The organism is Variovorax sp. LjRoot84 (assembly GCF_964254305.1).
Taxonomy (GTDB): Bacteria; Pseudomonadota; Gammaproteobacteria; order Burkholderiales; family Burkholderiaceae_C; genus Variovorax.
Map to the genome: position 1 here is coordinate 4,265,225 of NZ_CAXUTE020000001.1, position 26,591 is coordinate 4,291,815.

28 protein-coding genes are annotated in these 26,591 nt (G+C 67.1%); 11 read left to right on the forward strand and 17 right to left on the reverse strand.

The annotated features are described in order from the left end of the window. Window positions 1–56: 56 nt before the first annotated feature. Complete coding sequence (xdhB, locus tag ACSQ9I_RS21250; protein ID WP_436314357.1) at window positions 57–2,483, reverse strand: xanthine dehydrogenase molybdopterin binding subunit; 2,427 nt, start codon at window positions 2,481–2,483, stop codon at window positions 57–59. Between the two features lies 1 nt (window position 2,484). Then, on the reverse strand, window positions 2,485–4,065 hold the full coding sequence (gene xdhA / locus ACSQ9I_RS21255; RefSeq protein ID WP_436314358.1) for a xanthine dehydrogenase small subunit: 1,581 nt from the start codon (window positions 4,063–4,065) through the stop codon (window positions 2,485–2,487). Between the two features lie 239 nt (window positions 4,066–4,304). On the opposite strand from xdhA, the gene ACSQ9I_RS21260 reads away from it, so the two are divergent. Then, entirely contained in the window at window positions 4,305–4,850 is a 546-nt protein-coding gene (locus ACSQ9I_RS21260) for an Rrf2 family transcriptional regulator (RefSeq protein WP_436314359.1), read from the forward strand. Between the two features lie 152 nt (window positions 4,851–5,002). On the opposite strand, the gene ACSQ9I_RS21265 is transcribed toward ACSQ9I_RS21260, so the two are convergent. Continuing rightward, entirely contained in the window at window positions 5,003–5,599 is a 597-nt protein-coding gene (locus tag ACSQ9I_RS21265; protein ID WP_436314360.1) for an ORF6N domain-containing protein, read from the reverse strand. 106 nt (window positions 5,600–5,705) lie between these two features. Then, complete coding sequence (locus ACSQ9I_RS21270) at window positions 5,706–6,617, reverse strand: LysR family transcriptional regulator (RefSeq protein ID WP_093102930.1); 912 nt, start codon at window positions 6,615–6,617, stop codon at window positions 5,706–5,708. Between the two features lie 86 nt (window positions 6,618–6,703). Here ACSQ9I_RS21270 and ACSQ9I_RS21275 point away from each other — a divergent pair, with 86 nt between their 5' ends. The 7 genes from ACSQ9I_RS21275 (at window position 6,704) to ACSQ9I_RS21305 (ending at window position 14,510) form a co-directional block, all read left to right on the forward strand. Beyond that, window positions 6,704–7,897: a PQQ-dependent sugar dehydrogenase gene (locus ACSQ9I_RS21275; RefSeq protein ID WP_436314361.1), complete on the forward strand. Its 1,194-nt coding sequence runs from the start codon at window positions 6,704–6,706 to the stop codon at window positions 7,895–7,897. Then, window positions 7,897–8,514, forward strand: a complete 618-nt coding sequence (locus ACSQ9I_RS21280) for a c-type cytochrome (protein WP_436290937.1) — start codon at window positions 7,897–7,899, stop codon at window positions 8,512–8,514. Before ACSQ9I_RS21275 ends, ACSQ9I_RS21280 begins: the two co-directional genes overlap by 1 nt. Window positions 8,515–8,533: 19 nt before the next feature. Then, window positions 8,534–10,687 (forward strand): thiamine pyrophosphate-dependent enzyme, encoded by a 2,154-nt coding sequence (locus tag ACSQ9I_RS21285; protein WP_436314362.1) that lies wholly within the window; start codon window positions 8,534–8,536, stop codon window positions 10,685–10,687. A 16-nt stretch (window positions 10,688–10,703) separates the two neighbouring features. After that, window positions 10,704–12,311, forward strand: coding sequence for an indolepyruvate oxidoreductase subunit beta family protein (locus ACSQ9I_RS21290; RefSeq protein ID WP_436315794.1), 1,608 nt, complete (start codon window positions 10,704–10,706; stop codon window positions 12,309–12,311). A 20-nt stretch (window positions 12,312–12,331) separates the two neighbouring features. Next, window positions 12,332–13,315: a Bug family tripartite tricarboxylate transporter substrate binding protein gene (locus ACSQ9I_RS21295; RefSeq protein WP_436314363.1), complete on the forward strand. Its 984-nt coding sequence runs from the start codon at window positions 12,332–12,334 to the stop codon at window positions 13,313–13,315. Between the two features lie 22 nt (window positions 13,316–13,337). Continuing rightward, window positions 13,338–13,751, forward strand: a complete 414-nt coding sequence (locus ACSQ9I_RS21300; RefSeq protein WP_093102924.1) for an acyl-CoA thioesterase — start codon at window positions 13,338–13,340, stop codon at window positions 13,749–13,751. Between the two features lie 297 nt (window positions 13,752–14,048). Then, the gene (locus ACSQ9I_RS21305) at window positions 14,049–14,510 is read left to right on the forward strand and encodes a hypothetical protein (protein WP_436314364.1); all 462 of its coding nucleotides are present in this window, start codon (window positions 14,049–14,051) and stop codon (window positions 14,508–14,510) included. Between the two features lie 46 nt (window positions 14,511–14,556). On the opposite strand, the gene ACSQ9I_RS21310 is transcribed toward ACSQ9I_RS21305, so the two are convergent. The 6 genes from ACSQ9I_RS21310 to ACSQ9I_RS21335 all read right to left on the reverse strand — a co-directional run bounded on the left by ACSQ9I_RS21310 (window position 14,557) and on the right by ACSQ9I_RS21335 (window position 20,352). Beyond that, window positions 14,557–16,056 (reverse strand): PhoX family protein, encoded by a 1,500-nt coding sequence (locus ACSQ9I_RS21310; protein WP_436314365.1) that lies wholly within the window; start codon window positions 16,054–16,056, stop codon window positions 14,557–14,559. A gap of 112 nt (window positions 16,057–16,168) precedes the next feature. Continuing rightward, a complete protein-coding gene (locus ACSQ9I_RS21315; RefSeq protein WP_436314366.1) occupies window positions 16,169–17,587 on the reverse strand; it encodes an 8-oxoguanine deaminase in 1,419 nt (472 codons plus the stop codon). Beyond that, window positions 17,584–18,138, reverse strand: a complete 555-nt coding sequence (locus ACSQ9I_RS21320; protein WP_436314367.1) for an N-acetyltransferase family protein — start codon at window positions 18,136–18,138, stop codon at window positions 17,584–17,586. The genes ACSQ9I_RS21315 and ACSQ9I_RS21320 overlap by 4 nt, the downstream gene beginning before the upstream one ends. Window positions 18,139–18,166: 28 nt before the next feature. Further along, window positions 18,167–18,343: a hypothetical protein gene (locus ACSQ9I_RS21325; protein ID WP_436304857.1), complete on the reverse strand. Its 177-nt coding sequence runs from the start codon at window positions 18,341–18,343 to the stop codon at window positions 18,167–18,169. Between the two features lie 95 nt (window positions 18,344–18,438). Beyond that, a complete protein-coding gene (locus tag ACSQ9I_RS21330) occupies window positions 18,439–19,821 on the reverse strand; it encodes an amidase family protein (protein ID WP_436314368.1) in 1,383 nt (460 codons plus the stop codon). Between the two features lie 114 nt (window positions 19,822–19,935). Further along, window positions 19,936–20,352 carry a surface-adhesin E family protein gene (locus ACSQ9I_RS21335; protein ID WP_436314369.1) on the reverse strand — a complete coding sequence of 139 codons (417 nt, stop codon included), beginning with the start codon at window positions 20,350–20,352 and terminating at the stop codon, window positions 19,936–19,938. Between the two features lie 210 nt (window positions 20,353–20,562). Between ACSQ9I_RS21335 and ACSQ9I_RS21340 the strand changes: the two genes are divergently transcribed. After that, window positions 20,563–21,039 carry a DUF2147 domain-containing protein gene (locus ACSQ9I_RS21340; protein WP_436314370.1) on the forward strand — a complete coding sequence of 159 codons (477 nt, stop codon included), beginning with the start codon at window positions 20,563–20,565 and terminating at the stop codon, window positions 21,037–21,039. A 3-nt stretch (window positions 21,040–21,042) separates the two neighbouring features. Here the strand turns inward: ACSQ9I_RS21340 and ACSQ9I_RS21345 are convergent, their stop codons facing one another. Genes ACSQ9I_RS21345 through ACSQ9I_RS21355 form a run of 3 tightly spaced genes read right to left on the reverse strand, consistent with a single transcriptional unit; the run spans window position 21,043 to window position 22,538 of the window. Next, entirely contained in the window at window positions 21,043–21,879 is an 837-nt protein-coding gene (locus tag ACSQ9I_RS21345) for a class I SAM-dependent methyltransferase (protein ID WP_436314371.1), read from the reverse strand. A gap of 15 nt (window positions 21,880–21,894) precedes the next feature. After that, the gene (locus ACSQ9I_RS21350; protein ID WP_436304860.1) at window positions 21,895–22,122 is read right to left on the reverse strand and encodes a hypothetical protein; all 228 of its coding nucleotides are present in this window, start codon (window positions 22,120–22,122) and stop codon (window positions 21,895–21,897) included. Between the two features lie 29 nt (window positions 22,123–22,151). Beyond that, complete coding sequence (locus tag ACSQ9I_RS21355) at window positions 22,152–22,538, reverse strand: RidA family protein (protein WP_093102911.1); 387 nt, start codon at window positions 22,536–22,538, stop codon at window positions 22,152–22,154. Between the two features lie 446 nt (window positions 22,539–22,984). Between ACSQ9I_RS21355 and ACSQ9I_RS21360 the strand changes: the two genes are divergently transcribed. Further along, window positions 22,985–23,308 carry a hypothetical protein gene (locus ACSQ9I_RS21360; RefSeq protein ID WP_436309511.1) on the forward strand — a complete coding sequence of 108 codons (324 nt, stop codon included), beginning with the start codon at window positions 22,985–22,987 and terminating at the stop codon, window positions 23,306–23,308. A gap of 143 nt (window positions 23,309–23,451) precedes the next feature. Here the strand turns inward: ACSQ9I_RS21360 and ACSQ9I_RS21365 are convergent, their stop codons facing one another. The 4 genes from ACSQ9I_RS21365 to ACSQ9I_RS21380 all read right to left on the reverse strand — a co-directional run bounded on the left by ACSQ9I_RS21365 (window position 23,452) and on the right by ACSQ9I_RS21380 (window position 25,611). Next, window positions 23,452–23,859 carry a hypothetical protein gene (locus ACSQ9I_RS21365; RefSeq protein ID WP_436290925.1) on the reverse strand — a complete coding sequence of 136 codons (408 nt, stop codon included), beginning with the start codon at window positions 23,857–23,859 and terminating at the stop codon, window positions 23,452–23,454. A gap of 218 nt (window positions 23,860–24,077) precedes the next feature. Continuing rightward, complete coding sequence (locus ACSQ9I_RS21370; RefSeq protein WP_436314372.1) at window positions 24,078–24,689, reverse strand: GNAT family N-acetyltransferase; 612 nt, start codon at window positions 24,687–24,689, stop codon at window positions 24,078–24,080. Between the two features lie 60 nt (window positions 24,690–24,749). Continuing rightward, window positions 24,750–25,139, reverse strand: coding sequence for a GFA family protein (locus ACSQ9I_RS21375; protein WP_436314373.1), 390 nt, complete (start codon window positions 25,137–25,139; stop codon window positions 24,750–24,752). 88 nt (window positions 25,140–25,227) lie between these two features. After that, window positions 25,228–25,611, reverse strand: coding sequence for a VOC family protein (locus ACSQ9I_RS21380; RefSeq protein ID WP_436304866.1), 384 nt, complete (start codon window positions 25,609–25,611; stop codon window positions 25,228–25,230). A 514-nt stretch (window positions 25,612–26,125) separates the two neighbouring features. Between ACSQ9I_RS21380 and ACSQ9I_RS21385 the strand changes: the two genes are divergently transcribed. Continuing rightward, on the forward strand, window positions 26,126–26,491 hold the full coding sequence (locus tag ACSQ9I_RS21385; RefSeq protein WP_436304867.1) for a bleomycin resistance protein: 366 nt from the start codon (window positions 26,126–26,128) through the stop codon (window positions 26,489–26,491). The last annotated feature ends 100 nt before the right edge of the window (window positions 26,492–26,591 follow it).

The window sequence follows — 26,591 nt, forward strand, 5'->3', positions numbered from 1 at the left end:
ACGAAGGGTCGAAGGCTTGCGCGGCCCTTCGACAGGCTCAGGGCGAACGGGTTGGGTTATACGGATGCGTTCTGCACCGCAGTGATCGCTCGGAGAATCGACTCGCTGGTGGCCGGCGCGGTCAGCGGCGGGTCCACCTTGTGCTTGCCCACGGCCGACACGGCATCGCGGATCGCGAAGAAGACCGAGAAGGGCAGCAGGAGCGGCGGCTCGCCCACCGCCTTGCTGCGATGGATCGAGTCCTCGAAGTTCTGGCCTTCGAACAGGCGCACGTTGAACACCGGCGGGCAATCGTTGGCCGTCGGGATCTTGTAGGTGCTGGGCGCGTGCGTGGTGAGCAGGCCGGTCTTCGGATGCCACACCAGCTCCTCGGTCGTGAGCCAGCCCATGCCCTGGATAAAGGCGCCTTCGACCTGGCCGATGTCGACCGCCGGGTTCAGCGACTTGCCGGCGTCGTGCAGGATGTCGGCGCGCAGCAGCTTCCACTCGCCGGTGAGCGTATCGACGATCACCTCGCTCACGGCAGCGCCGTAGGCGTAGTAGAAGAAGGGGCGGCCCTGCATCCGGTCCTTGTCCCAGCTGAGGCCCGGCGTGGCATAGAAGCCGTCGGACCAGAGCTGCACGCGGTCGAGGTAGGCCTCGCCGACGACCGTGCTGAACGACAGCGAGCGGCCGTTGACTTCGACCTGGTCGTTGGCGAAGCGCACCGCGCTCGCCTCGCCGCCGTGGCGCGCCGCCGCGCAGGCGGCCAGGCGATCGCGGATCTGGCGCGCGGCGTCCTGCGCAGCCTTGCCGTTGAGGTCGGCCCCGGTCGATGCGGCGGTGGCCGAGGTGTTGGCCACCTTCTGCGTGTCGGTGGCGGTGACGCGCACACTCTCGAAGCTCACGCCGAGTTCGTGCGCCACCACCTGCGCCACCTTGGTGTTGAGCCCCTGCCCCATCTCGGTGCCGCCGTGGTTCACGAGGATCGAGCCGTCGGTGTAGACATGGACCAGCGCGCCGGCCTGGTTGAAGTGCTTGACGTTGAAGGAGATGCCGAATTTCAGCGGCGCCAGCGCGATGCCGCGCTTGAGCACCGGGCTCTTGGCATTGAAGCCCGCGATCTCCTCGCGCCGCGCGCGGTAGCCGCTGGTGCCTTCGAGCTCGGCCACCAGCTCGTGGATGATGTTGTCGCTGACGAGCTGGCCGTAGGGCGTGACGTTGTGCTCCGTCTTGCCGTAGAAGTTGATGCGCCGCACGTCGAGCGGGTCGCGGCCCAGCTCGCGCGCCACGGTGTCGAGGATGTTCTCGATCGCGATCGCGCCCTGCGGGCCGCCGAAGCCGCGGAACGCCGTGTTGCTCTGCGTGTTGGTGCGGCCCGAATAGCCGTGCATCGCCACGTCGGGCAGCCAGTAGGCGTTGTCGAAGTGGCACAGCGCGCGCGTCATCACCGGGCCCGAAAGATCGGCGGAGTGGCCGGCGCGCGAGACCATCGAGATTTCCGCGCCGAGGATGCGGCCCTCGTCGTCGTAGCCGACCTCGTACTCGTACCAGAAGCAGTGGCGCCGGCCGGTGATCAGGAAGTCGTCGTCGCGGTCGAGCCTGAGCTTGACCGGGCGCTGCAGCTTGTTCGCCGCCACCGCCGCCACGCAGGCGAAGAGCGCCGACTGCGACTCCTTGCCGCCGAAGCCGCCGCCCATGCGCCGGCACTCGACGTGCACCTCGTTCGCATGCAGGTGCAGCGCATGCGCCACCAGGTGCTGCATCTCGCTCGGATGCTGGGTCGAGCAGTGCACGTGCATCGTGCCGCCCTCCTTCGGGATCGCGTAGCTGATCTGGCCCTCGAGGTAGAACTGCTCCTGCCCGCCGACGTCGAGCGTGGCCTTCAGCCGGTGCGGCGCCTTCGCGATCGCGGCCTGTGCGCCGCCCTCGTTCGTGCTGCGCACGAGATGCATCGGCGGCAGCACGTACTGGCCTTTCTCATGCGCCTGCTGCGGCGTGATCACCGGCGGCTCGGCCTCGATGTCCTGCGCGTCCTTGGCGCAGGCCGCGGCGCGGCGCGCGGCGTCGCGCGTCTCGGCGATCACGGCAAACACGGGCTGGCCCAGGTAGCGGATGTCGCCGCTGCAGAGGATGGGGTCGTCGTGGATGATCGAGCCGCAGTCGTTGCTGCCCGGAATGTCGGCCGCCGTCAGCACCGCCACCACACCGGGCATGGCGCAGATGGCTTCGAGCTTCATGTTCTGGAGCCGGCCATTGGCCACCGGCGACAGCCCCAGCGCGCAGTGCAGCGTGCCCGCGAGTTCGGGGATGTCGTCGATGTAGGTGGCCTCGCCGGCCACGTGCAGGTGGGCCGATTCGTGCGGCCGGCTGATGCCGACGCGCGCACCGTCGTCGTGCGCCTTGGCCTCGGCGCGCGCATCGATGCGCGCGGCGGTGTTCTTCAGGTAGTCGGCAAAGGCCTCTGCCGATTGCAGCAGGGCGAGGTCGATGGGCTTGTTCATCTCAGACTCCTTGCAGGGCCGCATGGGGCATCACGCTCCAGACGCTGGTGGCTTCCACCGGCAGCGGGTCGGCGGTACGCGTTTCGAGCCACAGCCGCTGCAGCAGGTTCTGCGCCACCTGCAGGCGATAGTCGGCACTGGCGCGCATGTCGGTCAGCGGCTTGAAGTCCTGCGCCAGCGCAAGCTTGGCCGCGTTGACGCTGGCCTGCGTCCAGGGTTTGCCCACCAGCGCCGCCTCGGCCTGCGCCGCGCGCTTGACGACCGCAGCCATGCCGCCGAAGGCCAGGCGCACTTCCTTCACCACGTCACCGTCGAGCGCGATGGAAAAACCGCCGCACAGGGCCGAGATGTCGCAGTCGAAACGCTTGCTGATCTTGTAGGCGCGCACCTGGCGCTGCATGGCTGCGAGCGGCACCACGAGCCCTTGCACGAACTCGCCGGGCTCCAGGCGGTTCTTCATGTAGTCGACATAGAAGTCGGGCAACGGCATGCGGCGCACCCGCTCGCCGCGGCGCAGCTCGATCTCGGCGTCGAGCGACATCAACACCGGCGGCGAATCGCCGATCGGCGAACCGTTGGCGACGTTGCCGCCCATGGTGCCGGCGTTGCGTATGGGCGGCGAGGCGAAGCGCAGCCAGACGTCGGTCAGGCTGGGCAGGCGTCGTGCCAGCGCGCCGAAGGCGGCCTCGAGCGAAGCGCCGGCGCCGATGTAGAGGGCATCCCCGCGCTCTTCCACCACCTTCATCTCCGCGACGTCGCCGACGAAGATGATGTCGCCCAGGTCGCGGAACTGCTTGTTGACCCACAGGCCGACGTCGGTCGAGCCCGCGAGCAGCTGCGCCGCGGGCTTGGCTTCGCGCAGCGCGGCCAGGTCGGCCAACGTGGTCGGGGCGTGGAAGTGGTCCATGCGCTGGCCCAGCAGCGCGGCGTAGTCGAAGCTGTTTTCGTGCTTGAGGCTGGCGAGCGCGGTGACGACCGGCTCGGCGTCGAGCCGCACGCCGGGCAGGTCGAACATGCGCTGGCCGGCATCGAGAATCGGGCGGTAGCCGGTGCAGCGGCACAGGTTGCCCGAGAGATCGTCGGCCAGCTGCTGGCGCGTCGGCCGCGTGCCCCCGGCCTGGTGGTGTTCGTAGGTGGACCACAGCGACATCACGAAGCCCGGCGTGCAGAAGCCGCACTGCGAGCCGTGGCAGTCGACCATGGCCTGCTGCACCGGATGCAGGCGCGTCACCGCGTGCTTGTCGTGCTGCGCGGTGTCGCGGCCCTTGCTGCATTGCGCCTTGAGGTCTTCGACCGTGAACAGCGCCTTGCCGTGCAGCGTGGGCAGGAACTGGATGCAGGCATTCACCGTCGAGAGGCGCAGTCCGCCCACCGCATTCGCCTCGCCGGCTTCGGCCAGTTCGCCGATCACCACGGTGCAGGCACCGCAGTCGCCCTCGTTGCATCCTTCCTTGGTGCCGGTGCAGCGTGCGTCCTCGCGCAGCCAGTCGAGCACCGAACGCGTCGGATGCACGCCGCTCACGTCGACGATCCGGCCGCGGTGGAAGAAGCGGATGGGTTGGGTGCTCGGGGTCATGCTCATGCTCGTGGGAGGCAACTCGTGGTGGCGATCAAAAACCGTGCCTGCGAAGTTAGTCCTTTCACAAGCCGCATGCATACCATCGTGCCCATATGGCCTATGTGGGGGCCGGTATGTGACGCCCGGGAAAACCCTTGGTCGAGGCGCGAGCCAGCCGAGCCGACGGCTAAGATCCGCGCTCCACGTCCCGCCGGGTCACTTCGGCCTCCAAGGGTCGAACGCAAAGGAAAGAAGAACATTCGATGCGACTCACCACCCGAGGTCGTTTCGCCGTCAGCGCGATGATCGACGTGGCCCTCCACGGACAGGCGGACCCGGTCAACCTGGCCAGCATCAGCCGCCGCCAGCAGGTGTCCCTCTCCCATCTGGAACAGCTGTTCGGCAAGCTGCGCCGCCACGGTCTGGTGGTGTCGACGCGCGGGCCCGGCGGCGGCTACTCGCTCGGCCGCAAGGCTGCGGACATCAGCGTGGCGGACATCATCTTTGCGATCGACGACCCTGCCGCCGCCGAGGCGGCGAAGCAAGGGCGAGCCGCAGCTCCCGGCCACCCGAGCCGCTATGCGACGGACGAACTCTGGGCCTCGGTGAACCGTTGCGCCGTCGAGTTCCTCGATGCCGTCACACTCCAAAGCCTGGTCGACGAACAGATCGCGAGCGGCGTGCAGCCCGAAAGCAAGCAGGCCGAGCGGCGGGCCCCGGCCTCTTCCGCGCGAGCCAAGCCACTGCTTCCGGACACGCCCAACTCGGTCTTCGCGCTGGGGCGGATGCTGACGACGAAGCGTTCGTGAGACGCTCGAACACGCCTCTTCCCCCATCTGCCCGCCCTTGAGCACGATCTTCACCAACCTGCGCGACCAGCGCGAGGTGCTGGCCGGCGTGGAGCGCACGCGCAGCCCGGTGATCTTCAGGGAGAACCTGCCTTGAGGAGGCGGGTTTGGCTCTACCTCTTGCTTTTGCCTCGCGAACTCTTCGCGTTCTTCTCCTGGGGCGGCACAAATCCGATGGTCCGTTTCGGCGGTTCAGGGTGGGCGGTAAGTTCGCGCAACGCATCGAAAAGCTGGCGCAGTTGAACGCGCGTGTTACGACTAAAGGCGTCATGCTGCATCGCGATCAACTCGGTTTTTTCCTCCAACGCATCAAGGCGTTTGGCCAAGTCTGCGTGACTGCGAGCCAGTTCGCGCAATTGCACAAACGCCCGCACCACATAGACCGATACGTCCACCGCACGCGGGCTGCTCAGCAAGGTCGCGGTCATGATCGCGCCGTGTTCCGTGAACGCCAGCGGCAACTTGCGCCGGCCACCCCAGCTTGATGTCGCAAATTGCGACTTCAAGCTGGTGTACTCCTCACGCGTCAGCTCGAAAATGAAATCCTTCGGGAAGCGCTCTCGATTGCGGCGCACCTGCTCATTGAGGCGGCGCGTGTCTACGCCATACAAATCGGCCAGATCGCTGTCGAGCAGCACCTTCTGCCCGCGCAAGACGAAGATGCGCTGCCTGATAGCTTCGAGCGCAAGCGACGGCCCCGCAGCGCTCATGAGGCCGCCCTGGCAACGGACAAACGCTTTCCGGTGACAACGGTCATTTTTCTTTACTCCCTGCCGTGTGAAATCGCGCAGGTCCGAGCATAGCGGCGAGCCCGCCTCACCCCTCCCCGAACAACTCCCTCATCACCCCCCTGAGCCAGCTGTTCGCCGGATCCGCCTCGAAGCGCTTGCTCCAGTGCAGCGACACGGTGAAGTCGCGCAGCGGAAAGGCCGGCTCGACGATGGCGTAGCCGCCCTCTTCCGCGAAGCCGCGCGCGATGTTGCGCGGCATCACGACCGCCAGGTCGGTGGCGCGCACGATGGCCGGCAGCACCATGAAGTGCTCGGTGGTCAGGCGCACGCGGTCCTCGAGGTTGAGCAGTTGCAGGATGCGCAGCGTTTCGGCGTGCGTGCGCACCGCCACGTACTCCAGCTTCTGCAGCGCCTCCAGCAGCGCCTTGCCGCTGCGCCGCCCGCGCGTGAAAGGATGGCCCTTGCGCAGCAGCACGATGTAGCGGTCCTTCAGCAGATGGACGCGCTGCGTGTCGCGCACCTTGGGCAGGAAGCCGAAGGCGAAGTCGATGCGGCCGCTGTCGAGCGCGGGCGCGATCTCGGTCGGCGCGAGCGGCAGGGTCTCCAGCCGCACGCCGGGCGCGAGCTCGCCCAGGCGCGCCATCAGCGCGGGCAGGAAGCGGCCCTCGCCGATGTCGCTCATATGGATGCGGAAGGTCTTGCGCGAGGCCGTGGGCTCGAAGCGGTCGGGCTCGTTGAGCGCCTCCTCCAGCGTGCCGAGCGCCGACTGCACGGCGACGGCCAGCCGCTCGGCGCGCGGCGTCGGCGCCACGCCGCCGGCGGTGCGCGTGAAGAGCGCGTCCTCCAGCAGCAGCCGCAGCCGGCCCAGGCCGTGGCTCGCGGCCGGCTGGGTGAGGCCCAGCGAATCGGCGGCGCGGCTCACGCTGCGCGCGCGGTAGACGGCGTCGAACAGGCGCAGAAGGTTCAGGTCGATGGTGTCGATATGCATGGCGTTCATGTCGCTTAGCTCGATTATTTTATTGAACCCGGGCGGCATGCGTCCCACACTCGCCGCTTCGAACAACGTAGAAAGGAGACATCGCCATGCCGAAGACCCGCTCGTTCTGTGCAATGGCCGCGCTGCTGTGCGCCGCCCTCTCCGCCACGGCCCAGCAGCCGCCCGCCGAAGAGCCGGGTTGGGCCAAGGGCCGCCCGAAGACCGAGGCCGCCACGCGCATGGCGCCGGTGCCGGCCTTCCCGATTCCGACCCCGGCCGACAAGCTGCCGACCGCCAAGTTCAAGCTGCCGCCGGGCTTCAAGGTCGAGACCTGGGCCTCGGGCGTGCTCGACGCCCGCGAACTCCGCCAGGGCGCCAACGACACCGTGTTCGTGAGCACGCTGTTCGTCGCCAACAAGGTCTATGCGATCACTCCCAAGGGCAACGCGCGCGAGGTCAAGACCATCATCGACAAGATGGAGAAGGCCACCGGCCTCGAGTACCACAAGGGCGCGCTCTACCTGGCCACGCACAAGCAGATCCTGCGCTACGACAACGTCGATTCGAAGCTGGACAACCCCGGCACGCCGGTCGTGCTCTACGACAAGCTGCCCGGCGGCGAGGACCACAGCTGGAAGTACCTGCGCATCCACAAGGACAAGCTCTACTTCGCGATCGGCGCGCCCTGCAACATCTGCGACCCCGGCGAGTACGCCAAGATCTATCGCATGAACCTCGACGGCAGCGGCATGGAGACCATCGCGAGCGGCGTGCGCAATACGGTGGGTTTCGACTTCGACCCCAAGACCGACCGGCTCTGGTTCACCGACAACGGCCGCGACTGGATGAGCGAGGACCTGCCCAACGACGAGCTCAACGTCGTCACCGGGCCGAACCAGCACTTCGGCTATCCGTTCTGCCACCAGGGCAACATCGCCGATCCGGAATTCGGCTGGGGCAAGTCCTGCGGCGACTACACGAAGCCCGCCGCGCTGCTCGGGCCGCATGCCGGTTCGCTGGGCCTCAACTTCTACCGCGGCAAGATGTTCCCGGCCAAGTACCAGGGCGCGATGTTCATCGCCCGCCACGGCCCGTGGAACCGCACGATCAAGTACGCCGACGTCGCGGTCGCCTGGCCCGACGGCAAGGGCGGCGCCAAGATCGAGCCCTTCATGACCGGCTTCGTCGAGAACAACAGCTACCTCGGGCGCCCGGTCGATTTCCTGGTGCTGAAAGACGGCTCGCTGCTGGTGAGCGACGACCACGCGGGCGCCATCTACCGCATCAGCTACGGCAAGTGATGAGAGGAACGCGAACCTTCGCATTCACGGCCGCAGCGACAGCGTTTCTCTGGCTCGCGGCGCCGGCCGGCGCCCAGGCCCCTTCGGCGGGCGCGTACGCGCAGCGCTACGCGGCGCTGTGTGTGGCCTGCCACGGCGCCAACGGGCGCAGCGAGATGCCGGGCACGCCGGTGCTGGCCGGCCAGCACTCCTTCTACGCGATCACGCAGCTGTTCCTGTTTCGCGAAGGCCGGCGCGCGAACGAGGCCATGACCGCAGTGGCCAAGACCATGAAGGACGATGACCTGCGCGGCTTCTCCGATTTCATCGCCACGCTGCCGCCGGTGCCTGTGCCGGCACCGGCGACGCCGCCCGATGCGGCACGCATGACCCGTGGCCAGGCCCTGGCGCAGGAACACAAATGCGTGTTCTGCCATGGTGCCGATTTCAGCGGCGGCCAGCAGGTGCCGCGCATCGCGCAGCAGCGCGAGGACTACCTGCAACTCACGCTGCGCGAATTCAAGTCCGGCAAGCGCGTCGGCTACACGATGGCCATGGCCGAGGCGGTCGGCCGCATCCCGAACGAGGACCTGGACACCCTCGCCTACTACCTGGCCCGCTTCCCGGGCCGCAAGTAATCCCCACGAGAGAAGACCTTTGGAAGTTTCATTCAGCAAAGAGATCGAGGCCCTGCGCCTCGGCGCCGGCGACACCTTTCATGGCGAGGGCATCCTCGCGATCACCAAGGGCCTGCTGCAGTCGGGCGTGGCCTACGTCGGCGGCTACCAGGGCGCGCCGGTCTCGCACCTGCTCGACGTGATGGTGCAAGCCAAGCCCTACATGGACGAGCTGGGCGTGCACGTCGAGGCCTGCTCCAACGAGGCCTCCGCCGCGGCGATGCTCGGCGCCTCCATCCACTACCCGCTGCGCGGCGCCGTAACCTGGAAGTCCATCGTCGGCACCAACGTGGCGGCCGATGCGCTGTCCAACCTGTCTTCGCCCGGCGTCAAGGGCGGCGTGCTGATCGTGGTGGGCGAGGACTACGGCGAAGGCGCCAGCGTCATTCAGGAGCGCACCCATGCCTATGCGCTCAAGTCCAGCATGTGCCTGCTCGATCCGCGGCCCGACCTGGGCGTGATGGTCAACATGGTGGAGCACGGCTTCCGGCTCTCGGAATACTCCAACATGCCCTGCATGATGGAGCTGCGCATCCGTACCTGCCACGTGCGCGGCAGCTTCGAGTGCAAGAACAACCTGCCGCCGCTGATCTCGACGCGCGCGCTGATGGAAGAGCCGGCCGGCTTCGACTACATGCGGCTCGCGCATCCGCCCGTCACCTTCCGCCACGAGAAGCTGAAGGGCGACGAGCGCCTGCCGGCCGCGCGCCGCTACATCGCCGAGAATCAGCTCAACGAGCTGATCCCCGGCACGCATGCCGACCTCGGCATCGTGGTGCAGGGCGGGCTCTACAACGCGCTGATCCGCAGCCTGCAGCAGCTCGGCCTGGCCGATGCCTTCGGCGCCACCGACATTCCCCTGCTGGTGCTCAACGTCGCCTACCCGCTGGTACCCGAACAGGTGGCCGACTTCTGCGTGGGCAAGCGCGCGGTGCTCGTGGTGGAAGAAGGCCAGCCCGAGTACATCGAGCAGGAGATCGCGACGCTCCTGCGCCGGCGCGACATCCAGACGCCGCTGCACGGCTGCGACATGCTGCCGGCCGCCGGCGAGTACGGCGTCGAGGTGCTGGCGACCGGCCTCGGCCGGTTCGCGCAACGCTACCTGCCGCAGCATGCACAGGACTCGGCCCAGGGCTGGCTCATGGGCAACCGCGACCGCCGCGCCGCGGTGGCCACGCAACTCGAGGCGCCGCTGCCGGCCCGCCCGCCGAGCTTCTGCATCGGCTGCCCCGAGCGGCCGGTGTTCGCCGCGCTCAAGCTCGCGCAGCAGGACAGCGGGCCGGTGCACATCGCGGCCGACATCGGCTGCCACGCCTTCGGCACCTTCGAGCCCTTCTCGATGGGCCACTCGATCCTGGGCTACGGCATGAGCCTGGCGAGCCGCGCGGGCGTGTCGCCGATGATGCAGCGGCGGGCGCTGTCGATCATGGGCGACGGCGGCTTCTGGCACAACGGGCTGCTCACCGGCGTGCAGAGCGCGCTCTTCAACGGCGACGACGCGGTGCTCCTGATCTTCAAGAACGGCTACACCTCGGCCACCGGCACGCAGGACATCATCTCCACGCCCGACGACGAGATGAAGGCGCATGCGGTCGACAAGCAGCAGAGCCTGGTCGACAAGAACCAGACCATCGAATCGACCCTCAAGGGCCTGGGCGTGCAGTGGCTGCGCACCGTGCACACCTACCACGTCGAGAAGATGCGCAGGACGCTCAACGACGCCTTCACGAGCGACTTCAACGGCCTCAAGGTGATCATCGCCGAGGGCGAATGCCAGCTCGAGCGGCAGCGCCGCATCAAGCCCTGGATTGCCAGCCTGTTGAAGAAGGGCGAGCGCGTGGTGCGCGTGAAGTACGGCGTCGACGAGGACGTGTGCAACGGCGACCATGCCTGCATCCGGCTCTCGGGCTGCCCCACGCTCACCATCAAGGACAACCCCGATCCGCTCAAGGTCGACCCGGTCGCGGTGGTGATCGACGGCTGCGTCGGCTGCGGCCTGTGCGGCGAGAACGCGCATGCGGCCACGCTGTGTCCCAGCTTCTACCGCGCCGAGGTGGTGCAGAACCCGAAGTGGCACGAGCGGCTGCTGCATTCGCTGCGCGGTGCCGTCGTTCGCGCATTGCAACCCGCGTGAGCTCCACATGACCACGATGAACCGAACCCAACCCCTCACCCTGCTCGTCTGCGCCCTCGGCGGCGAAGGCGGCGGCGTGCTCACCGAATGGCTGGTCGACACGGCCCGCCATGCCGGCTATGCCGCGCAAAGCACCTCCATCCCCGGCGTCGCGCAGCGCACCGGCGCCACCACCTACTACATCGAGGTCTTTCCGGTGCCGCTGGCCGAGCTCGGCGGACGCCGGCCGGTGTTCAGCCTGAGCCCGGTGCCGGGCGCGCTCGACGCCATCGTCTCCTCGGAGCTGCTGGAGACCACGCGCCAGATCGGCAATGGCATGAGCGCACCGCAGCGCACGCTGGTCATCACCTCCTCGGGCCGCACGCTGACCACGGCCGAGCGCATGCAGCCCGGTGACGGGCGCGCCGATGCCCAGCGGCTGCTCGATGTGGTCAAGGCCTTCAGCCGCGAGCACCATGTGTTCGACATGGGCACCGCGGCGCGCGAAGCCGGCACGGTGGTCAGCGCGGTGATGCTCGGCGCGATCGCGGGCAGCGGGCTGTTCCCGTTCCCGCGCGAGGCCTACGAGCAGGTGGTGCGCGGCGGCGACACCAGCGCGCCCGAGAAGCTCAACAAGATGGCGGCGGCCAGCCTGCGCGGCTTCGCGAAGGCCTTCGACATCGTCGGCATGCCGCGCGCGCAGGCCGCGCTGGTGACGCGACTGCTGTCGAGCGGAGGCGACGAAGCGCCAGTGCAGCCCACGCTGAGCGCCGAGTTGGCACGCGCCTTCCCGCCGCCGGTGCACGACATGCTCGCGCTCGGCCATGCACGGCTCGTCGACTACCAGGACGACGCCTATGCCGGGCTCTACCTCGAACGCCTGCAGCAGGTGCTGGCCGCCGAGCGCGAGTCCGACCCTGCGGGCGCCAACGGCTTCGCGGTCACGCGCGAGATGGCGCGCTGGCTCGCGCTGTGGATGGCCTTCGACGACATCGTGCGCGTGGCCGAGCTCAAGAGCCGCGCCAGCCGCACGCAGCGCGTGCGCAACGAGGTCAAGGCCGGCGAGGACGACATCGTCAAGGTGTATGACCACTTCAAGCCCGGCGCACCCGAGTTCGCGGCGCTGCTGCCGGCCTCGCTGGCACACCGCGTCGCGGCCTGGGACCGGCGAAGGAAGACGCCCTTCGCCCTGCCGCTCAAGATCGGCAGCCACTCGGTCGCCGGCATGGCCTCGCTGCGCGTGCTGGCCTCGCTGCGCTGGCTGCGCAAGCGCGGCAGCCGCTTCGCCGAAGAACAGGCGCTGATCGAACGCTGGCTGGCTGCCGTCGTGCAGGGCACCCGCACCGATTGGCGTCTCGGCCACGAGATCGCGCTGTGCGGCCGGCTCATCAAGGGCTACGGCAGCACCAACGAGCGCGGCAAGCGCAATCTGCTGCACGTGATCGATCACCTGGCCGTGGCGCCGCTGCCCGACGGCTCGCCAGCCGCGCGCGCGGCGGCGATCGCCGCCGCGCGCGAAGCGGCATTGGCCGACGAGGCCGGCACCGCGCTCGACGCCACGCTGGTGCGCCACGGCGCGCCGCCCAGGCCGGTGATCGCGCAGCCGATCCGCTGGATGAAGCGCCCGCCGGCGGCGACCCCCTGAACAACATGAGGAGACGAACGATGACAACACCAAGATCCCGGCGCGCCCTGCTCGCCCTGCTGCTGGCCACCGCCGCCGCGGCGCCCGCGGCCTACGCGCAGGGCAGCGCCTGGCCATCGAAGCCGATCAAGATCGTCGTGAACTTCCCGCCCGGCGGCGCGGCCGACCAGATCGCACGCGCGGTATCGCTGCCGCTGCAGGAAGCGCTCGGGCAGCCGGTGCTGATCGAGAACCGCGGCGGCGCCAACGGCAACATCGGCGGCGAGGTCGCGGCGCGGGCGCCGGCCGATGGCTACACGCTGCTCATGAGTTCGGGCGGCATGGTGTCGGTCAACCCGCACATCTATCCGAAGATGGCCTTCGACCCCGCCAAGGAACTGATGCCGGTCGCCGCGGCTGCGCGCGTGCTGGTGTTCCTGGTGACCAAGCCCTCGCTGCCGCCGGAGAACATCAAGGACTTCATCGCCTACGTGAAGGAGCGCCCCGGCAAACTCTCCTACGGCTCGCCCGGCACCGGCAGCTCGCCGCACCTCGCGGGCGAGATGTTCAAGAGCCAGACGGGCCTGTACGCGGTCCATGTGCCTTACCGCGGCGCGGCGCCGGCGCTGCAGGACCTGCTGGCCGGCCAGCTCGACTACTACTTCGACCCGGGCATCGGGCTCGCCCAGGTGCGCGCCGGCAAGCTGCGCCTGCTGGCCGTGGGCAGCCCCAAGCGCTCGCCGCTGTTCCCCGATGTGCCGACGCTGGACGAAGCCGGCCTCAAGGGCTTCGATGCCGACACGGTGTTCGGCTTCTACGCGCCGGCCCGAACGCCGCCCGAGATCGTGACCCGGCTCAACCGCGAGATCAACCGCATCCTCGCGATGCCGGCGGTGAAGGAACGTATCGCCAGCCTGGGCGGCGAAGCGCTGCCCGGCACGCCGGCCGCTTTTCAGGAGCGCATCGCAGCGGATTCCACGCGCTTCGCTGCCATCATCCGGGAACGAAAAATCCTCGCGGACTGAGCTCGCCCCACGCTTTCATCGCATGAGCCCACAAGTCATCTACACCGTGCGCGTCGAGTTCGGGGACTGCGACCCGGCCGGCATCGTCTGGTTTCCCAATTTCTTCCGCTGGATCGATGCGGCCTCGCGTCACTTCTTTGCCGAGCGCGGCGTGCCGCGCTGGGAAGAAACGGCACAGACCCTCGGCGTGATCGGCACGCCGCTGGTCGATACCCATACGCGCTTCGTCAAGAGCGCGAGCTATGGCGACACGCTGTCGATCGCGGTGGCCATTCCCGAGTGGCGCGACAAGAGCTTCCTGCAGACCTACCGCATGAAGCGCGGCGAAGATCTGATCCTCGAATGCGAAGAGGTGCGCATCTTCGCCGCCACGCGCGAAGGCGGCGGCATCCGCGCGGTGCCGATCCCGCCGGAGATCCGACGGCTCTGCGAGTAGGCCCCGCGCCCAGCTCAAGCAGACGGATGCGCTCGGCCACTGCGCCAAGCGCATGGGCCTCGCGTAATGATTTCGTGCCAATCGGATTCATCGTTTCGGCCATTCGCTGCCGCGGATGTGCCGCCTAAACTGCAAAACGAATACCCGACAACGCCAGACTCGGCCCCTCGACGGTCAATCGCCTGGGCAGAGCGAGGGAATTCATCCCCTGGCCCCCCAGGTTTTTGGGGACGTCAATAAAATCCGTGTCGACGACCCCCGCCAAGAGCTGCGCACTTCGCCTAACTTTGATCCCCAATGCCCGAGATTGACTTGACTGCGCAAACAGCAGCGGTTCGCAGTGTTCTTGCCACCCATGGAATTCTCCGCGCATTGGCGCTGCTCAATGACAGGACGCAGTACCGATACACGGCCATCTACAAGTTGAGCGGCAATGCGTTGCGGGCAGAGCACGTCTTCGATCGCTCCTCTGAATACCGCACCTGGTTGAAAGCAGTTCCCCTGGACAAGAGCTTTTGCCAACACGCGATCGAGGAAGGCGAATTCACGACCAGCCACGTCTCCAAAGACAAGTCCTTGATGAGCTACCGCCCTTATGTCGGCCTTGTCGAGTCGTACTACGGGCGGTTGCTGACACGCGATTCCGGGACGCCCTATGGCACGTTCATCCATTTCGATCTGGAGCCTCGCAGCATCGACGCGCAGGAGGTCTCGTTTCTCCAGCAAGTGACGCCGCTGTTTCTCGATTACCTCGAGTGAGTTGCGAGCAGGCGCGAACAGCTCCGCGCCAAGCCGGATAGCGGCATCAAAGCGGGCCGCGTGCCCAAGGCCCCCAGATCGCGAACGTGATACCGGGCGATTGCACGTTCACAAACAGTACCTTGCCCACCGGATCGAAGCAGGCTCCGCAGAACTCGCTGCTGCGGTAGTCGCCCGGCGCGACCATCTTGCCGGCCGAAGCGATCTGATCGGCGCCGAGGTTCACGTTGTGGCGCGCGAACACGAAGCTGGCGCCGTCGGGCGTCAGGCCGACCAGGCGCTCGATGCGACCCTGGCCTTGGTCGTCGACGCCGCCGCCGTCCTCGCAAAGCAGCACGCCGCCGCGCGGGCTGATCGTGATGTTGTCGGGGTTGTTGGCGGCCACCGCGTCGAGCGACACGAAGACCGCCTTGAGCATGCCCGTGGCCAGGTCGTACTCCCACACCGCGCCTTCGCCGTTGCCGCCCGCGCCCGCGGCGTTCACGCCGGTGGCGGTGTCGACGATGAACAGCTTGCCGTCGCGATACCAGATGCCTTCGCCGCGCGCCATGCGCAAGCCGCCTTGCGCCCAGCCCTGCGCGAACGGGCCGGCCACCGACGTGGTGCCCACAAAGCCGGGCAGCGCAATCGACGCCGGGTTCGCATCGGGATCGGCGATGTCCACCCATTCGAGGCTGTGCGTGTCACCGGTCGAGGCGACATTGAGGTCGGCGTTGGCCTTGCCGACCACCTTGGCCATCTGCAGCTTGCCGCCCGCTTCATAGCTGCCCGGGCGGCCGCTCGCATCGCTGGGGATGAAACGATAGAAGCCCGACTTGTTGCGGTTGTCCTCGGTGAGGTAGGCGAAGCGCGTCTTCGGGTCGACGGCGACGGCCTCGTGGCTGAACCGGCCCATCGCGACGATCGGCTTGCCCGTCGTCTCGGCCGCGTTGGCGCGCACCTCGAACACGTAGCCGTGCTTCTTGCCGCCTTGCGACTCGAGATTGCTGCCGGTCTCTTCGCAGGTGAGCCAGGTGCCCCAGGGCGTGGGGCCGCCGGCGCAGTTGGTGAGGGTGCCGCCCAGGCTCGCCTCCATGCCGAGCCACTGGCGGCCCTTGAAGCGCAGGTTGGTAGTTCCGCCGCCGGCAAATCGGCCGTTCACGCTGCTCGAGGCGGTGTCGTACATCGCCGGCGCCTGGATCAGGCTCGTCGACTGGCCGCGCTCGTGGTTGCGCACCAGCACCACGTCGACGCTGTTGCCGCGACCGTACGAGGCGATCACCGCCATGCCGTCGTGGTTGCTCGGGCAGGGCTGGCCGTTGTCCATCTGGTCGCCGGTCCAGCCGTAGGAACGGTAGGCGAAGCCTTCAGGCAGCTGCAGCAGCGGCAGGCCCGTGGCTTCGTCGAGCGCCGGCGCGACTGGACCGTACGGGCTGGCAACGAGGCCGGTGCTGCCGGTGGCGGCGTTGGCGTTTCGAGCCTGCAGCGCCTGCATGGTGCCGATGAACGAGAGGGCCGCAACCGAGGTCGAGCCGCGCAGAAAACCGCGGCGGGAATTTAACGACATGAGAGCTCCTGGGGGTGTGGGGTTCCCGCATTGGAGAGTGTCGCGGTGTCAGCGCCGTTACAGCGGCTGTCGCGAGTGCAATCAGGTAACTGAAACGGCACTGAGCGCCTGCCTATGCAATATGCGGATGACGCGCACGTTCGAACAGCGCACGCGCCAGCTTGCGGTGCCGCGCCAGCAGGGGTTTCAGCTCGAGCTTCTCGAACGCCCCTTCGCGGATGACGACAAGGCCGTTGATCACGCTCAGCGCCACCGAGCCCGGCTGGCAGAACACCAGCGCCGCCACCGGATCGTGCCCCGCGCCGGCATGCCCGACGTCCTGCAGATCGAAGGCCACGATGTCGGCCGACATGCCGGGCGCCAGCGCACCGATGTCGTCGCGGCCCAGCACGCGGGCACCGCCAAGGGTGGCGATCTCCAGCGCCTCGCGCGCCGTCATGGCTGCGGGGCCGTAGCCCACGCGCTGCAGCAGCATGGCCTGGCGCGCCTCGCCCAGCAGGTGGGCGCCGTCGTTGGAGGCGCTGCCGTCCACGCCCAGGCCCACCGGCACGCCGGCGCGGCGCATGGCGCCGATCGGCGCGATGCCCGAGGCGAGCCGCATGTTGGAACAGGGGCAGTGCGCCACGCCGGTGCCGGTGCGGCCGAAGAGCGCGATGCCCGCCTCGTCCAGCTTCACGCAGTGCGCGTGCCAGACGTCGCGGCCGACCCAGCCGAGGTCTTCGGCGTACTGGGCCGGCGTCATGCCGAACTTCTCGCGCGAGTAGGCGACGTCGTTGTCGTTCTCCGCCAGGTGCGTGTGCAGCGAGACGCCGCGCTCGCGCGCGAGTTCCGCCGACAGGCGCATCAGCTCGCGCGAGACCGAGAACGGCGAACAGGGCGCGAGCACGATGCGGCGCATCGCATGGCGCCCCGCGTCGTGGTACCGGCCGATGAGCCGTTCGCTGTCGGCGAGGATCGCCTCCTCGCTCTCGACCAGTTCGTCGGGCGGGAGGCCGCCGAGGCTCCTGCCCACGCTCATGCTGCCGCGCGCGGCATGGAAGCGCATGCCCATCGCCTCGGCCGCCGCTATCGAATCGTCGAGGCGCGAGCCGTTGGGAAAGAGATAGAGGTGGTCGCTGGTGGTGGTGCAGCCCGAGAGCATCAGCTCGGCCATCGCGGTCTGCGTGGAGACGCGGATCATCTCGGGTGTGATCCGGGCCCACAGCAGATAGAGATTCGTGAGCCAGCCGAAGAGCTCGGCGTCCTGCGCCTCGGGCACGGCGCGCGTGAGGCTCTGGTACATGTGGTGGTGCGTGTTGACCAGGCCGGGCATCACGACGTGGCCGTGCAGGTCGATGGCTTCAGCCTGGCCGCTTCGCAGCGCATCGATGTAGGCTGCGGGCAACTCGGCCGTAGCGCCCACCCAGGCGACCGCGGGGCCTTCGATCACCACCGCGCCGTCGGCGATCTCGCGCCGCGCGGCGTCCATGGTGACCAGCACCTCGGCATGGCGCAGGATCAAGGGGCGTGGTGGTGTCGCGGAGGTGCTCATGTCATGTTTCCATCCGGCGGCGCCGGCATCAGCGCCAGAACATAGCGCAGCTCGCTCACGCGCGCGCCGCCGATCGTGAACTCGCGCGCCGAGGCCGGGTCCGGCGTGAAGCCCGCGGCGGCATAGAAGCGCCGGGCGCGCTCGTTGCCGGCCAGCACCCACAGGCTGACCGAGGTGCAGGTCTCGGCACGCATGCGCTCCAGCGCGGCGAGCCACAGCGCACGGCCGGTGCCCTGCGACCAGCAGGCGGGCGCCAGGTAGAGCGCCCAGACCTCGGCAGTGCCGGGCGCCGCGTCCTTGTCGCGCGAAGGGCCGAAGGCGACGAAGCCCGCCACCCGACCGTCGGCCATGGCCACGAGCAGTTGCGGCGCGCCCTTGACCACGGCCTCGCGCCAAGCGGTCTCGCGCCCGTCGACCGAGAGCCCCGCCAGATACTCGGCGGAAATCAGTCCGGCGTAGGCCTGCTGCCAGGAAAGAACGTGGACTTCCGCGATCTCGCGGCAGTGCGCCAGCGCGGCCGGTTCGATGTGCGCGGGGGCTGCGGTTTTCATGGACCCATTGTGCGGGTCGCGGATCTCCCTAGGCGCCGCTCTGCATCGCCTGGTTGACGCGCTGGAGCTCCTGGGCCAGCCGCATGGCCTCGGCGCGCGCGGAGCGGACGCCGCGCTGCAGCAGGAAGAACTGCTTGGCATAGGCGTCCGTCAGGCGCGTCCACTGTTCGAAGGACGCGTCCACGCACGCCGAAGATTGATGCACGATTGGCTTCCTCACCATCACTTGGTTCTTACCGGGTTGCGGAGTGGCCGTGATTCCACCAGATGAACGTGTAACGGCCGTGACGCGATGCCGGATCAGCCCTCGAACCCCGGCGGCACAACAAAGCCTCCGAACTCGCGCTCCACCAGTTCGGCAAAGGCAAGGGTCGTGCGGTCCTCGAGGTACGGCCCGACGATCTGCATGCCGACCGGCAGGCCGTCTTCGGCCAGCCCGATCGGCATCGCGGTCGCCGGCAAGCCGGTGAGCGTGGCGACGCTGGCCCAGACCGACTGGGCGCCGTAGGGGATCGCTTGCCCGTCGACCACGATGCGCCGCTTCTCCATCTCGCCGTGGTCGTGCGCAAATGCGGTGGTGGGCAGCACGGGGCAGAGGATCACGTCGAATTCCACGAAGAACTGCCGCCACTGGTGCGCGAAGACGGCACGTGCGCGGTCGGCATGCACCCAATCGCGATGGCTGATCGAGTCGGCATCGGGCATGTCGGCGCCGACCAGGGCCTCCACCAGCGTGCCCCAGGTGGCGGCCAGCCGCGCCAGGTCCGGCAGCAGCGGACTCGTGCGCGCGATCCTGCAGCCGGCTTTGGCGAGCCGCTCCGCCATGCGGTCCAGCGCGGCGCGCACGGCCTGCGAAGCGGGCAGTTGCGGATGGGTGTCGAGCACCAGCACGCGGAAATCCGCCAGCGCGCCGTGGCGCGCGGCCGGCAGCGCGAGCCGCCAGGCCGCGGCCCGGTCATCGTCCGGGCCGGCCGTGAGGTCGAGCGCCAGCGCCAGGTCGCCCGCGCTCCGAGCCATGGGGCCGACCACGGCAAGATCGACATCGGCGCTCACCGACAGCACAGGCGTGCCCGGCGGCGCGAAGCCGCGCATCGGCACCAGGCCGTGCGTCGGCTTGTGCGCGAAGATGCCGCAGCAATGCGCCGGCACGCGCAGCGACCCGGCCAGGTCCGAACCGAATTCGAGCGACACGTAGCCTGCCGCCAGCGCCGCGGCCGAACCGCCGGACGAGCCGCCGGGCGTGCGGCCCTCGTCCCAGGGATTGCGCGTGAAGCCGTAGAGCGGGTTGTCGCTCTGCCAGTCCGCCAGATGCAGCGCGAGGTTGGTCTTGCCGATCAGCACGGCACCCGCGGCCTTGAGGCGCCGAACCACCACCGCATCCTCGGGCGCCAGCGCCTTCCCGGTGCCGGGAATGCCCCAGGTCGTCGGCAGGCCCGCGACGTTGAAGGCCTCCTTGACGGTGAACGGCACACCCAGCAGCGGACGCCGCTCGCCGCGCGCCAGCGCCGCATCGGCCGCGTGTGCCGCGGCACGCGCGCGTTCGAAGTCGCGCACGGCGACGGCATTGATCTGCCGGTCGAAGCGCTCGATGCGCGCAATCGACCGCTCGAGCAGTTCGACGGCCGACACCTGCCGCGCCTGCAGGGCGGCGGCGGTTTCGCGAGTGCTTTGGTAGTAGTCCATGGGTCGCCTGCCGGATGAGTCGCACATGGCCCCATGGTGCGCCGGCCTTCGCTGTCCGGCTTGATCCCTCTTGCGCTGCGCTTGACGAATCTTGCGCAGTTCGGGGTGTGCTGCCTAGACGCTGGGGCGACAGGCCGCGCGGACGATGCGCTGGGTGGGATTCGGCTCGATGTTGCGAAACAGCATGGGACGCGGATTGCCCACATAGTCCACGGTCTTGTGCGACGCGCCCTGCCACAGCGGCTCCAGGTAGTAGCTCGCGTACAGGTAGCTGGCCTTGCCGGCCCGGCAATCGAAGACAACCCGCGACTCGTAGGAGCGGTAGGGAACGCCGTCCCAGTTGATCCGCGGCTCCGAGCGGCTCACGCGCACGTGCATGGTCTTGAAGTCACCCGCGGTCTTGATCGCCACCGGGTCGACCTGGACCGTGTTGACGGAGGCATCGTCCGGATTGCCTGTCACAGTGAACCAAGCGGTCTGGGCCTGCGCGGCGGCAGGAGTCAGGGCGAGCAACACAAACCACCTTCTCACACCGAATCCTTTGCAGTCGATGACCGTAACGATTCTAGGGCCGCGTGGGCTTCGGCGCAGAACACGTAGCCCTCGCGATGCGCGTTTGTATCGCTCTTTGTCTGGGGGCCGGCGGGACATGCAAGGTGACGAAACGCCTCGCGGGAGACACACGCGCGATACGACCGCACTCTCCAATAACCCTCGTCTTCCAACACTCCGGAGCCCGACATGACTCTCTTCTCTCGCCCTGCCTTTCTCGCACTGAGCCTGGCCTTGACCGCCATGCACGCAGCTGCGCAACCCGCCGCGGCTGCCGACCCGCGCGGCCGCTGGATCACCGCCAACGGCAACCTCCAAGTCGAGGTCGCGCCCTGCGGCGCCGCACTTTGCGGCACGGTCACCCAGGTGCTGGGCAACCGCTCCATGAGCCGCGAGGGCGCGGCCATGGAAGCCGCCGATGCACGCCCCGCGCTGGGCATGACGATCCTGCGCGATTTCGCGCCGGTCGACGGCGGCGATGCCGCCCGGCCGCCCACGGAATGGAGCGGCGAGATCTACAACCGCGAGAACGGCAAGACCTACCGCTGCCACATGACGGTCAGCACCGCCGAGCAGCCCGCGGGCGAACTGGTGCTGCACGCGTATGTCGGCATTCCGCTCTTCGGCAAGACGCAGCGCTGGTCGCGCGTGGTCGCCGCGCAATGACCCTCAGAAGCTGTAGCGCAGCAGCCGGCCGAGCCTGCCCAGGGGCGGGACCATGGCAAACACCCGCACCGCCATCCGCGCCGGCCACGACATCCTGGCGATCTGCTGCGGGTCATAGCCGCTCGGGCCATAGGCCGTCAGATCGGTCAGCAGTTTCATCTTGGGGATGCGGCGTTCGAGCTCGTGCGGGTCGTCGATGCTCCAGCGCAGGATGGCGCCGGTGGCTCGCACCGACCGGTGGTAGCGGACGAGTTGCAGGCCGAGCCGGCTGAAGCTGTCGAAGGCCACATGGCCGCCCGGAAAATGCCGCGTGAGCCGCGCGAGCAGTTGCGGCACCGCGTCTTCGGCGAGGTACATGAAAAGCCCTTCGGCGACGACCATGGCCGGACGGTACGAGGGCACCGAGGCCAGCCAGCCGGGCTCGGTGACCGACGCGCCGATCAGGGCGTAGTTCTCGCGCTCCGGATAGAGGCGCCGGCGCAGCGCGATGACCTCCGGATAGTCGACGTCGATCCATCGGATGGTGGGCGGCGGGTCGATCCGGAACACGCGGCTGTCCAGGCCGCAGCCCAGATGCAGCACCGTCGCTCTCGGATACTTCGCAATGAATTCGCGGGTCCAGCCATCGAGGATGTGGGCGCGCATCGCAAGCCCGATCATGTCGTCGCGACTGACCTGCAGTTTGGAAAAGTCGTAGTCGATGCGGCTCATCGCCTCGGCCGCGAAGTGGTCGTGCAGCAGCGAATCGGGCAGCCGACTCTCCTCGCCCTTGGCATAGAGCGTGATGAGGAGGGTTTCTTTCTCCCGGGTGAGAGTGACTTTCTCGGTGGTCACTGCCATCGCGCGAAGCCGGGTTCAGGCGGCCGCGGCCAGCGTCAGCACGCTCGCGTAGCCGGGCTGCGTTTCCATTCGTGCGGTCACACCCCGGCGCTCGAGCAACCGGTGCGCCACCATCGCCGCACCGATCACCGCCCAGCAGTGCGCCACCACCCACAGCCCTCTCCACGACGAGCGCGCGGTCAGCGCCTGCCATTCCTCGGTGCTGAAGAAGTCTTCCGGCTGGGCGCGGGGAGCAACGGCCACGGGTGTCTCCTGAAAGAGCGCGATACCGGCTATTTTGCAGCCATTGCCTCGATCTCGAGCTTCCAGCGCGGATCGAGCAACTGCGAACAGACCACCGTCAGCGACACGCGATGGTCGCCCAGGTATTTGACGCGCAGGCGCACGTTCGCCTCGTCGAACTCGGGCGCGGCCAGGTAGGTGCGAACGGAGACCAGGTCCCGGTAGTCCATGCCGGCCGATCGCAGGATGGTCCCCATGTGGGTCCAGATCAGATCGCCCTGCTCCTCGAAGGACTCGGGCATGGTGATCCCGTCTGCGAGGTAGCCGTTGAGTCCGCTGATGACCAGAAGGCGCGAATCGCCCCTGATCTCCATGGCATGGCTGTAGCAGCGGTAGGGAGGAAACACGCCCTCCGGGTTGTGCTGGATCACCGTCATCGGGATTCGTCCTTTCCATTCACGCGGTGCTTTCGATGTTTCTCGCCATGCGGCCGAGCTTAGCGCCGGTAGCCATGGTGATTCCGAACTGAAGCGAAGGCATCCGGCTCGGGGCCGCACTGGGTGATCGTCCAGCATTTTGCAGGTCCGCGCTCCAACGCAAGCCCAAGATGGAGGATGTCAAGGCCGCCTTCGGGCAGGCAAACTGGCTCCGCACCCATGCGCGAGGAAGTCCATCATGAATGCCCATCGAACTCGAGCTTCTGCGGTCGCGGCAACGGCCTGCTCGCTTCAGTCCACTTCGTGTGCACGGGGCCAACTGTAGCCGCTCGAAGCTACGCATCGTCGCCCTCGACTACGGCTTTTGCGTCGCTCGCGACTCATGACTAGACTGATCGTGTGCCCGTCGGGCTATGGCCGATCTACAAAGCGCTAAGGAGGCCTCAATGACCAACGCTCGGGTTTTGTTGACGGTCGCAGTGCTGGCATTCGGGGTGCCCACGGTGAGCGCCGAGAAGCTTGAAGTGAAATGTGAGTATTGGCACAAGCGCTTGGGTCAGCTTGACGACAAAACGAACCGCATTGACCTGGACGCACGAACTTGCAACGGGCAGCCATGCACGATCTCCGACACTGAGCTCAAGTGGCAAGAGGAAGCCGGTCGTGCCGATTTGAGAATTGATCGCGTCGCAGGCGAGGGTACGGTCAGCTATCTATCGGACGTGATCGCTGATCAGAAGAACTGCAAGACCACCAAGACGGGGCCCTAGGGGGCGTTGTGCTTGCCCTGCCTGCGCGCACGGAAGCCGTCCGATCACTGGCTGCGTTCGCAGTCCGAGGAGGTCGCTCCCGATCCAGGACGCGACCCTGGTCGTCGAGCGCGAAGTTCAGCGCCTTCTTTGGACAGTTTCTTCTACGGGATAGCCTGCGAACGCGGGCTGTGAACGTCAGGCTCTCTGCGGCGGTGGTCGTACACGCGCTCGTTGTTATCTTCGTCGCCGTCAATATACGAGACAGTGATTCCGTCGAGGTCGGCAAGTGGCTGCAGGAAGTCGACAAACTGCGATGCCGTGATGCCTTCGGCCTTGATTACGTCCCAATGCTTGAACAGGATGGACCTCAGCGCCGCTTGCTGCGCTTCTGCATCGTTTGCGGGTGACCAAGGCTTGTCGATCATGGAAGGGGGGATGTCTGCGCTACCGCTTTGGCGAAGCAAGTTCGCCGCCGCGAGCGTCGTTCGATCCTTCGGGGCGCAAGATCCCGTAGGACAGGCATCCAGATTGCGAGGCACCATCTCGAGGCCCTCATCGCGATGATCCATGGCCGAACCTCCTGGGAGTTCTCACTAGACTCCGGGCGCTATCGTAGGGTCGGCAGCGCAGGCATGCCGGCAAATCGCGGTTCGGTCCTACGCTGAAAGAGTTCGTTTCTCGCGAATCTGGGCGGTGGGGGCTGATTCACGTTCCGGTGTGCTGCAGGGCCTGAAGTCTAAAGTTTCAGGGGAGCGAGGCCGACAGGCCGATGCTCAGGTCCAGCAGCTCACGGACCTGTTCGAGCAGCGGTGCGCTCAAATTCTTCGGCGCGCCCGCGCGTCCGTAGCCATGCTTCTTTGGACAAGCGATATAGGACATGCCTTGTCAGCTGGTGACCGGCAGGGACAAGTGGATGCTCGAAGTCATCGGAGGCCGTTCGCGTCATCCCGAGCTTGGACATCACCGCACGAGAACGCGCGTTGCCGGGCACGGTAAGCGCCACGATTTCCGATAGGCCAACGCTTTCGAAACCGAACTCCAGGGCTGCTCGAGCTGCCTCGGTGGCGAAGCCTTGCCCCCAGTACTGGCAACCCAAGCGCCAGCCCACTTCGACGCACGGTGCAACAGGTGCCGTGTAGCTGGGGATCGCAATGCCGACCATTCCGATGAAGCTGGTGACGCCTGGCGCTTCGACCGCCCAGAAGCCAAAGCCTTCACGCAGGAAGTGCTCGGTGATGCGTCCGACGAGTGCGTCACTTTGCGTTCGCGTGAGCGGGCCGAGCAGGTACTGGTTCACCTGCTCGTCAGCGTTCAGTTCCGCGAAAAGAGGCAGGTCCTCGTCTCGCCACGCCCTAAGACGAAGCCGCGGTGTCTGCAGTTCTGGAATTTCACGGCTCATCTGGCACTGGGAGGAGCGAGGGAATGTCCGGTCTTGGCCCGCGAACGGTCGTCTTTGGCGCTATTTCGGTTTCGCATGAATGGCTTTCGCCGCCTCTTCCCAGTTCACGCCATCGAATTTTCGAATCTCGAGCGACGAGAGATCCAGTGCATCGATGCACCGGAGGTTGACGGCCCATCGAGCCGGGTCCAGCCGCGGACGAGTGAACGGCGAAATGCCGCAATGCCTGCAGGAGTAGTGCTTGGCGGTCAACGTTCCGAACTGGTACTGGGTCAGATCCTGTTCACCTGAAACAATACGCAGAGTCTTGTCTGACGCACCATGCCACAGCGCACCCTTGCGACGACAAAGGGAGCAATTACATTCCATGGCGTATGCGACCGTGGCTTGCAGTTCGAACTTGACTCTTCCGCAGTGACAGCTGCCCAAGTAAGTCTGGTGATCAGTCATGGCTGTACCTCGCTTGTTTCGCCATCATGCCATCCAGCGGCCAGCGAAGCGGTGTTGCGCGGCGCTGCTATTGCGGCCGTGATCGGCCTCAGTCCGCCGGCAGCACTTGCCCGACCATAAGTCGATGTCCGTCAGGCGTAGTGACGGCGAACTCACGCATACCCCAGTCTCGGTCGATGGGTGGATGTATCACGATAGCCCCTCGACCGACCCACTCGTCGTGCAGCGCCTGCGCATCGTCGACATGCAGGTAAGCAAAGTAGCTGTGGTCGCCTGTCGCCGAGGGCAGAAGCGCGTCTGGACAGTGACCGAGCATGACGCTGACACTTCCCCTGCAAACCAGTTGCCAGTCCGACCGGCCTCCCCACTGGACGCTGAAGCCGAGTGCATCACGGAAGTACGCCGTATTTCGCTCGAGGTCGGGCACCGCGAGCACGTACGCAAAGGGGCGCAGGTCACTGGGTACAGGCATCAGAACTCCTATGCTGAAAAATGTGCGCCTAAGACGTGTCCCGGCATCCACTTGCGACCGTCTGCTCCTGGCCGAGGGCCGTCCTACCGTGCGCCCGGCCAGAAGGCCAGAGGCTACCAAGGAACACGGGCGGTCGGCCGGACTTTGGCCATGTCCCGAAGGGCAGGTTGCCCTTGGCCATTCGTGCGAGCCAGGCCGAGAGCGAAACCAGGATTAGCAGTTGCCCTTTTTTGCCTGTCCTGGCGGGCATTGCTTCCCGTATCCGCCACCGGGATATCCTGGACCGTCGGGGTAGATAGCGCAGCCCCCAAGCATGGCTGTTGCGAGAAGTGCAGCGACTAGCTTCTTCATGGCGTGGTCCTTCTATCGTTGGCATTCGAGCATAGCTGCTGCGCTTCATGGTCGCGCCGTCGTCGATGGGATCTCCGTGCAGGACTTGGCGACGCGCCCGGACTTCAGCAGACGCCAGACCAGCCATTGCACAATTGCTTCATCAAGGAAACTGGACCTCGCAATGAATCAAGCAAGCTTCGGCAAGGCAATCCCAGTACTCGCCTCACTTGATCTGGCACGCACTTTGGATTTCTACAAGAACGTGCTCGGCTTCCAAACGCGGCACTTCGAGGACTTTTCCTATGGCATGGCAATGCGCGGCGAAACGGAGTTGCACTTCTGGGCCTGCGACGACAAGCACATCGCTGAGAACACCTCGTGCTACATCCGCGTCGCGGACATCGCCGCTGTGCACACGGAGCTCAGTGCCCAGTTGCCTTCGATCCAAGGCGTGGTCCGCACGGCTTGGGGCATGGACGAGCTTTATGTGATCGATCCGGACGGCAATCTCATCAAGTTCGGCCAAGAGTCTCCTGTCGCACCGTAACGCGCGCCGCGGAGCGCGTCGCCGGTTGGCCATGGACATGTGAACCTTTTTCGATCTGGCAAGAGGCCAGTCCTGCGCATAGACTCGCGGCCGATCACTT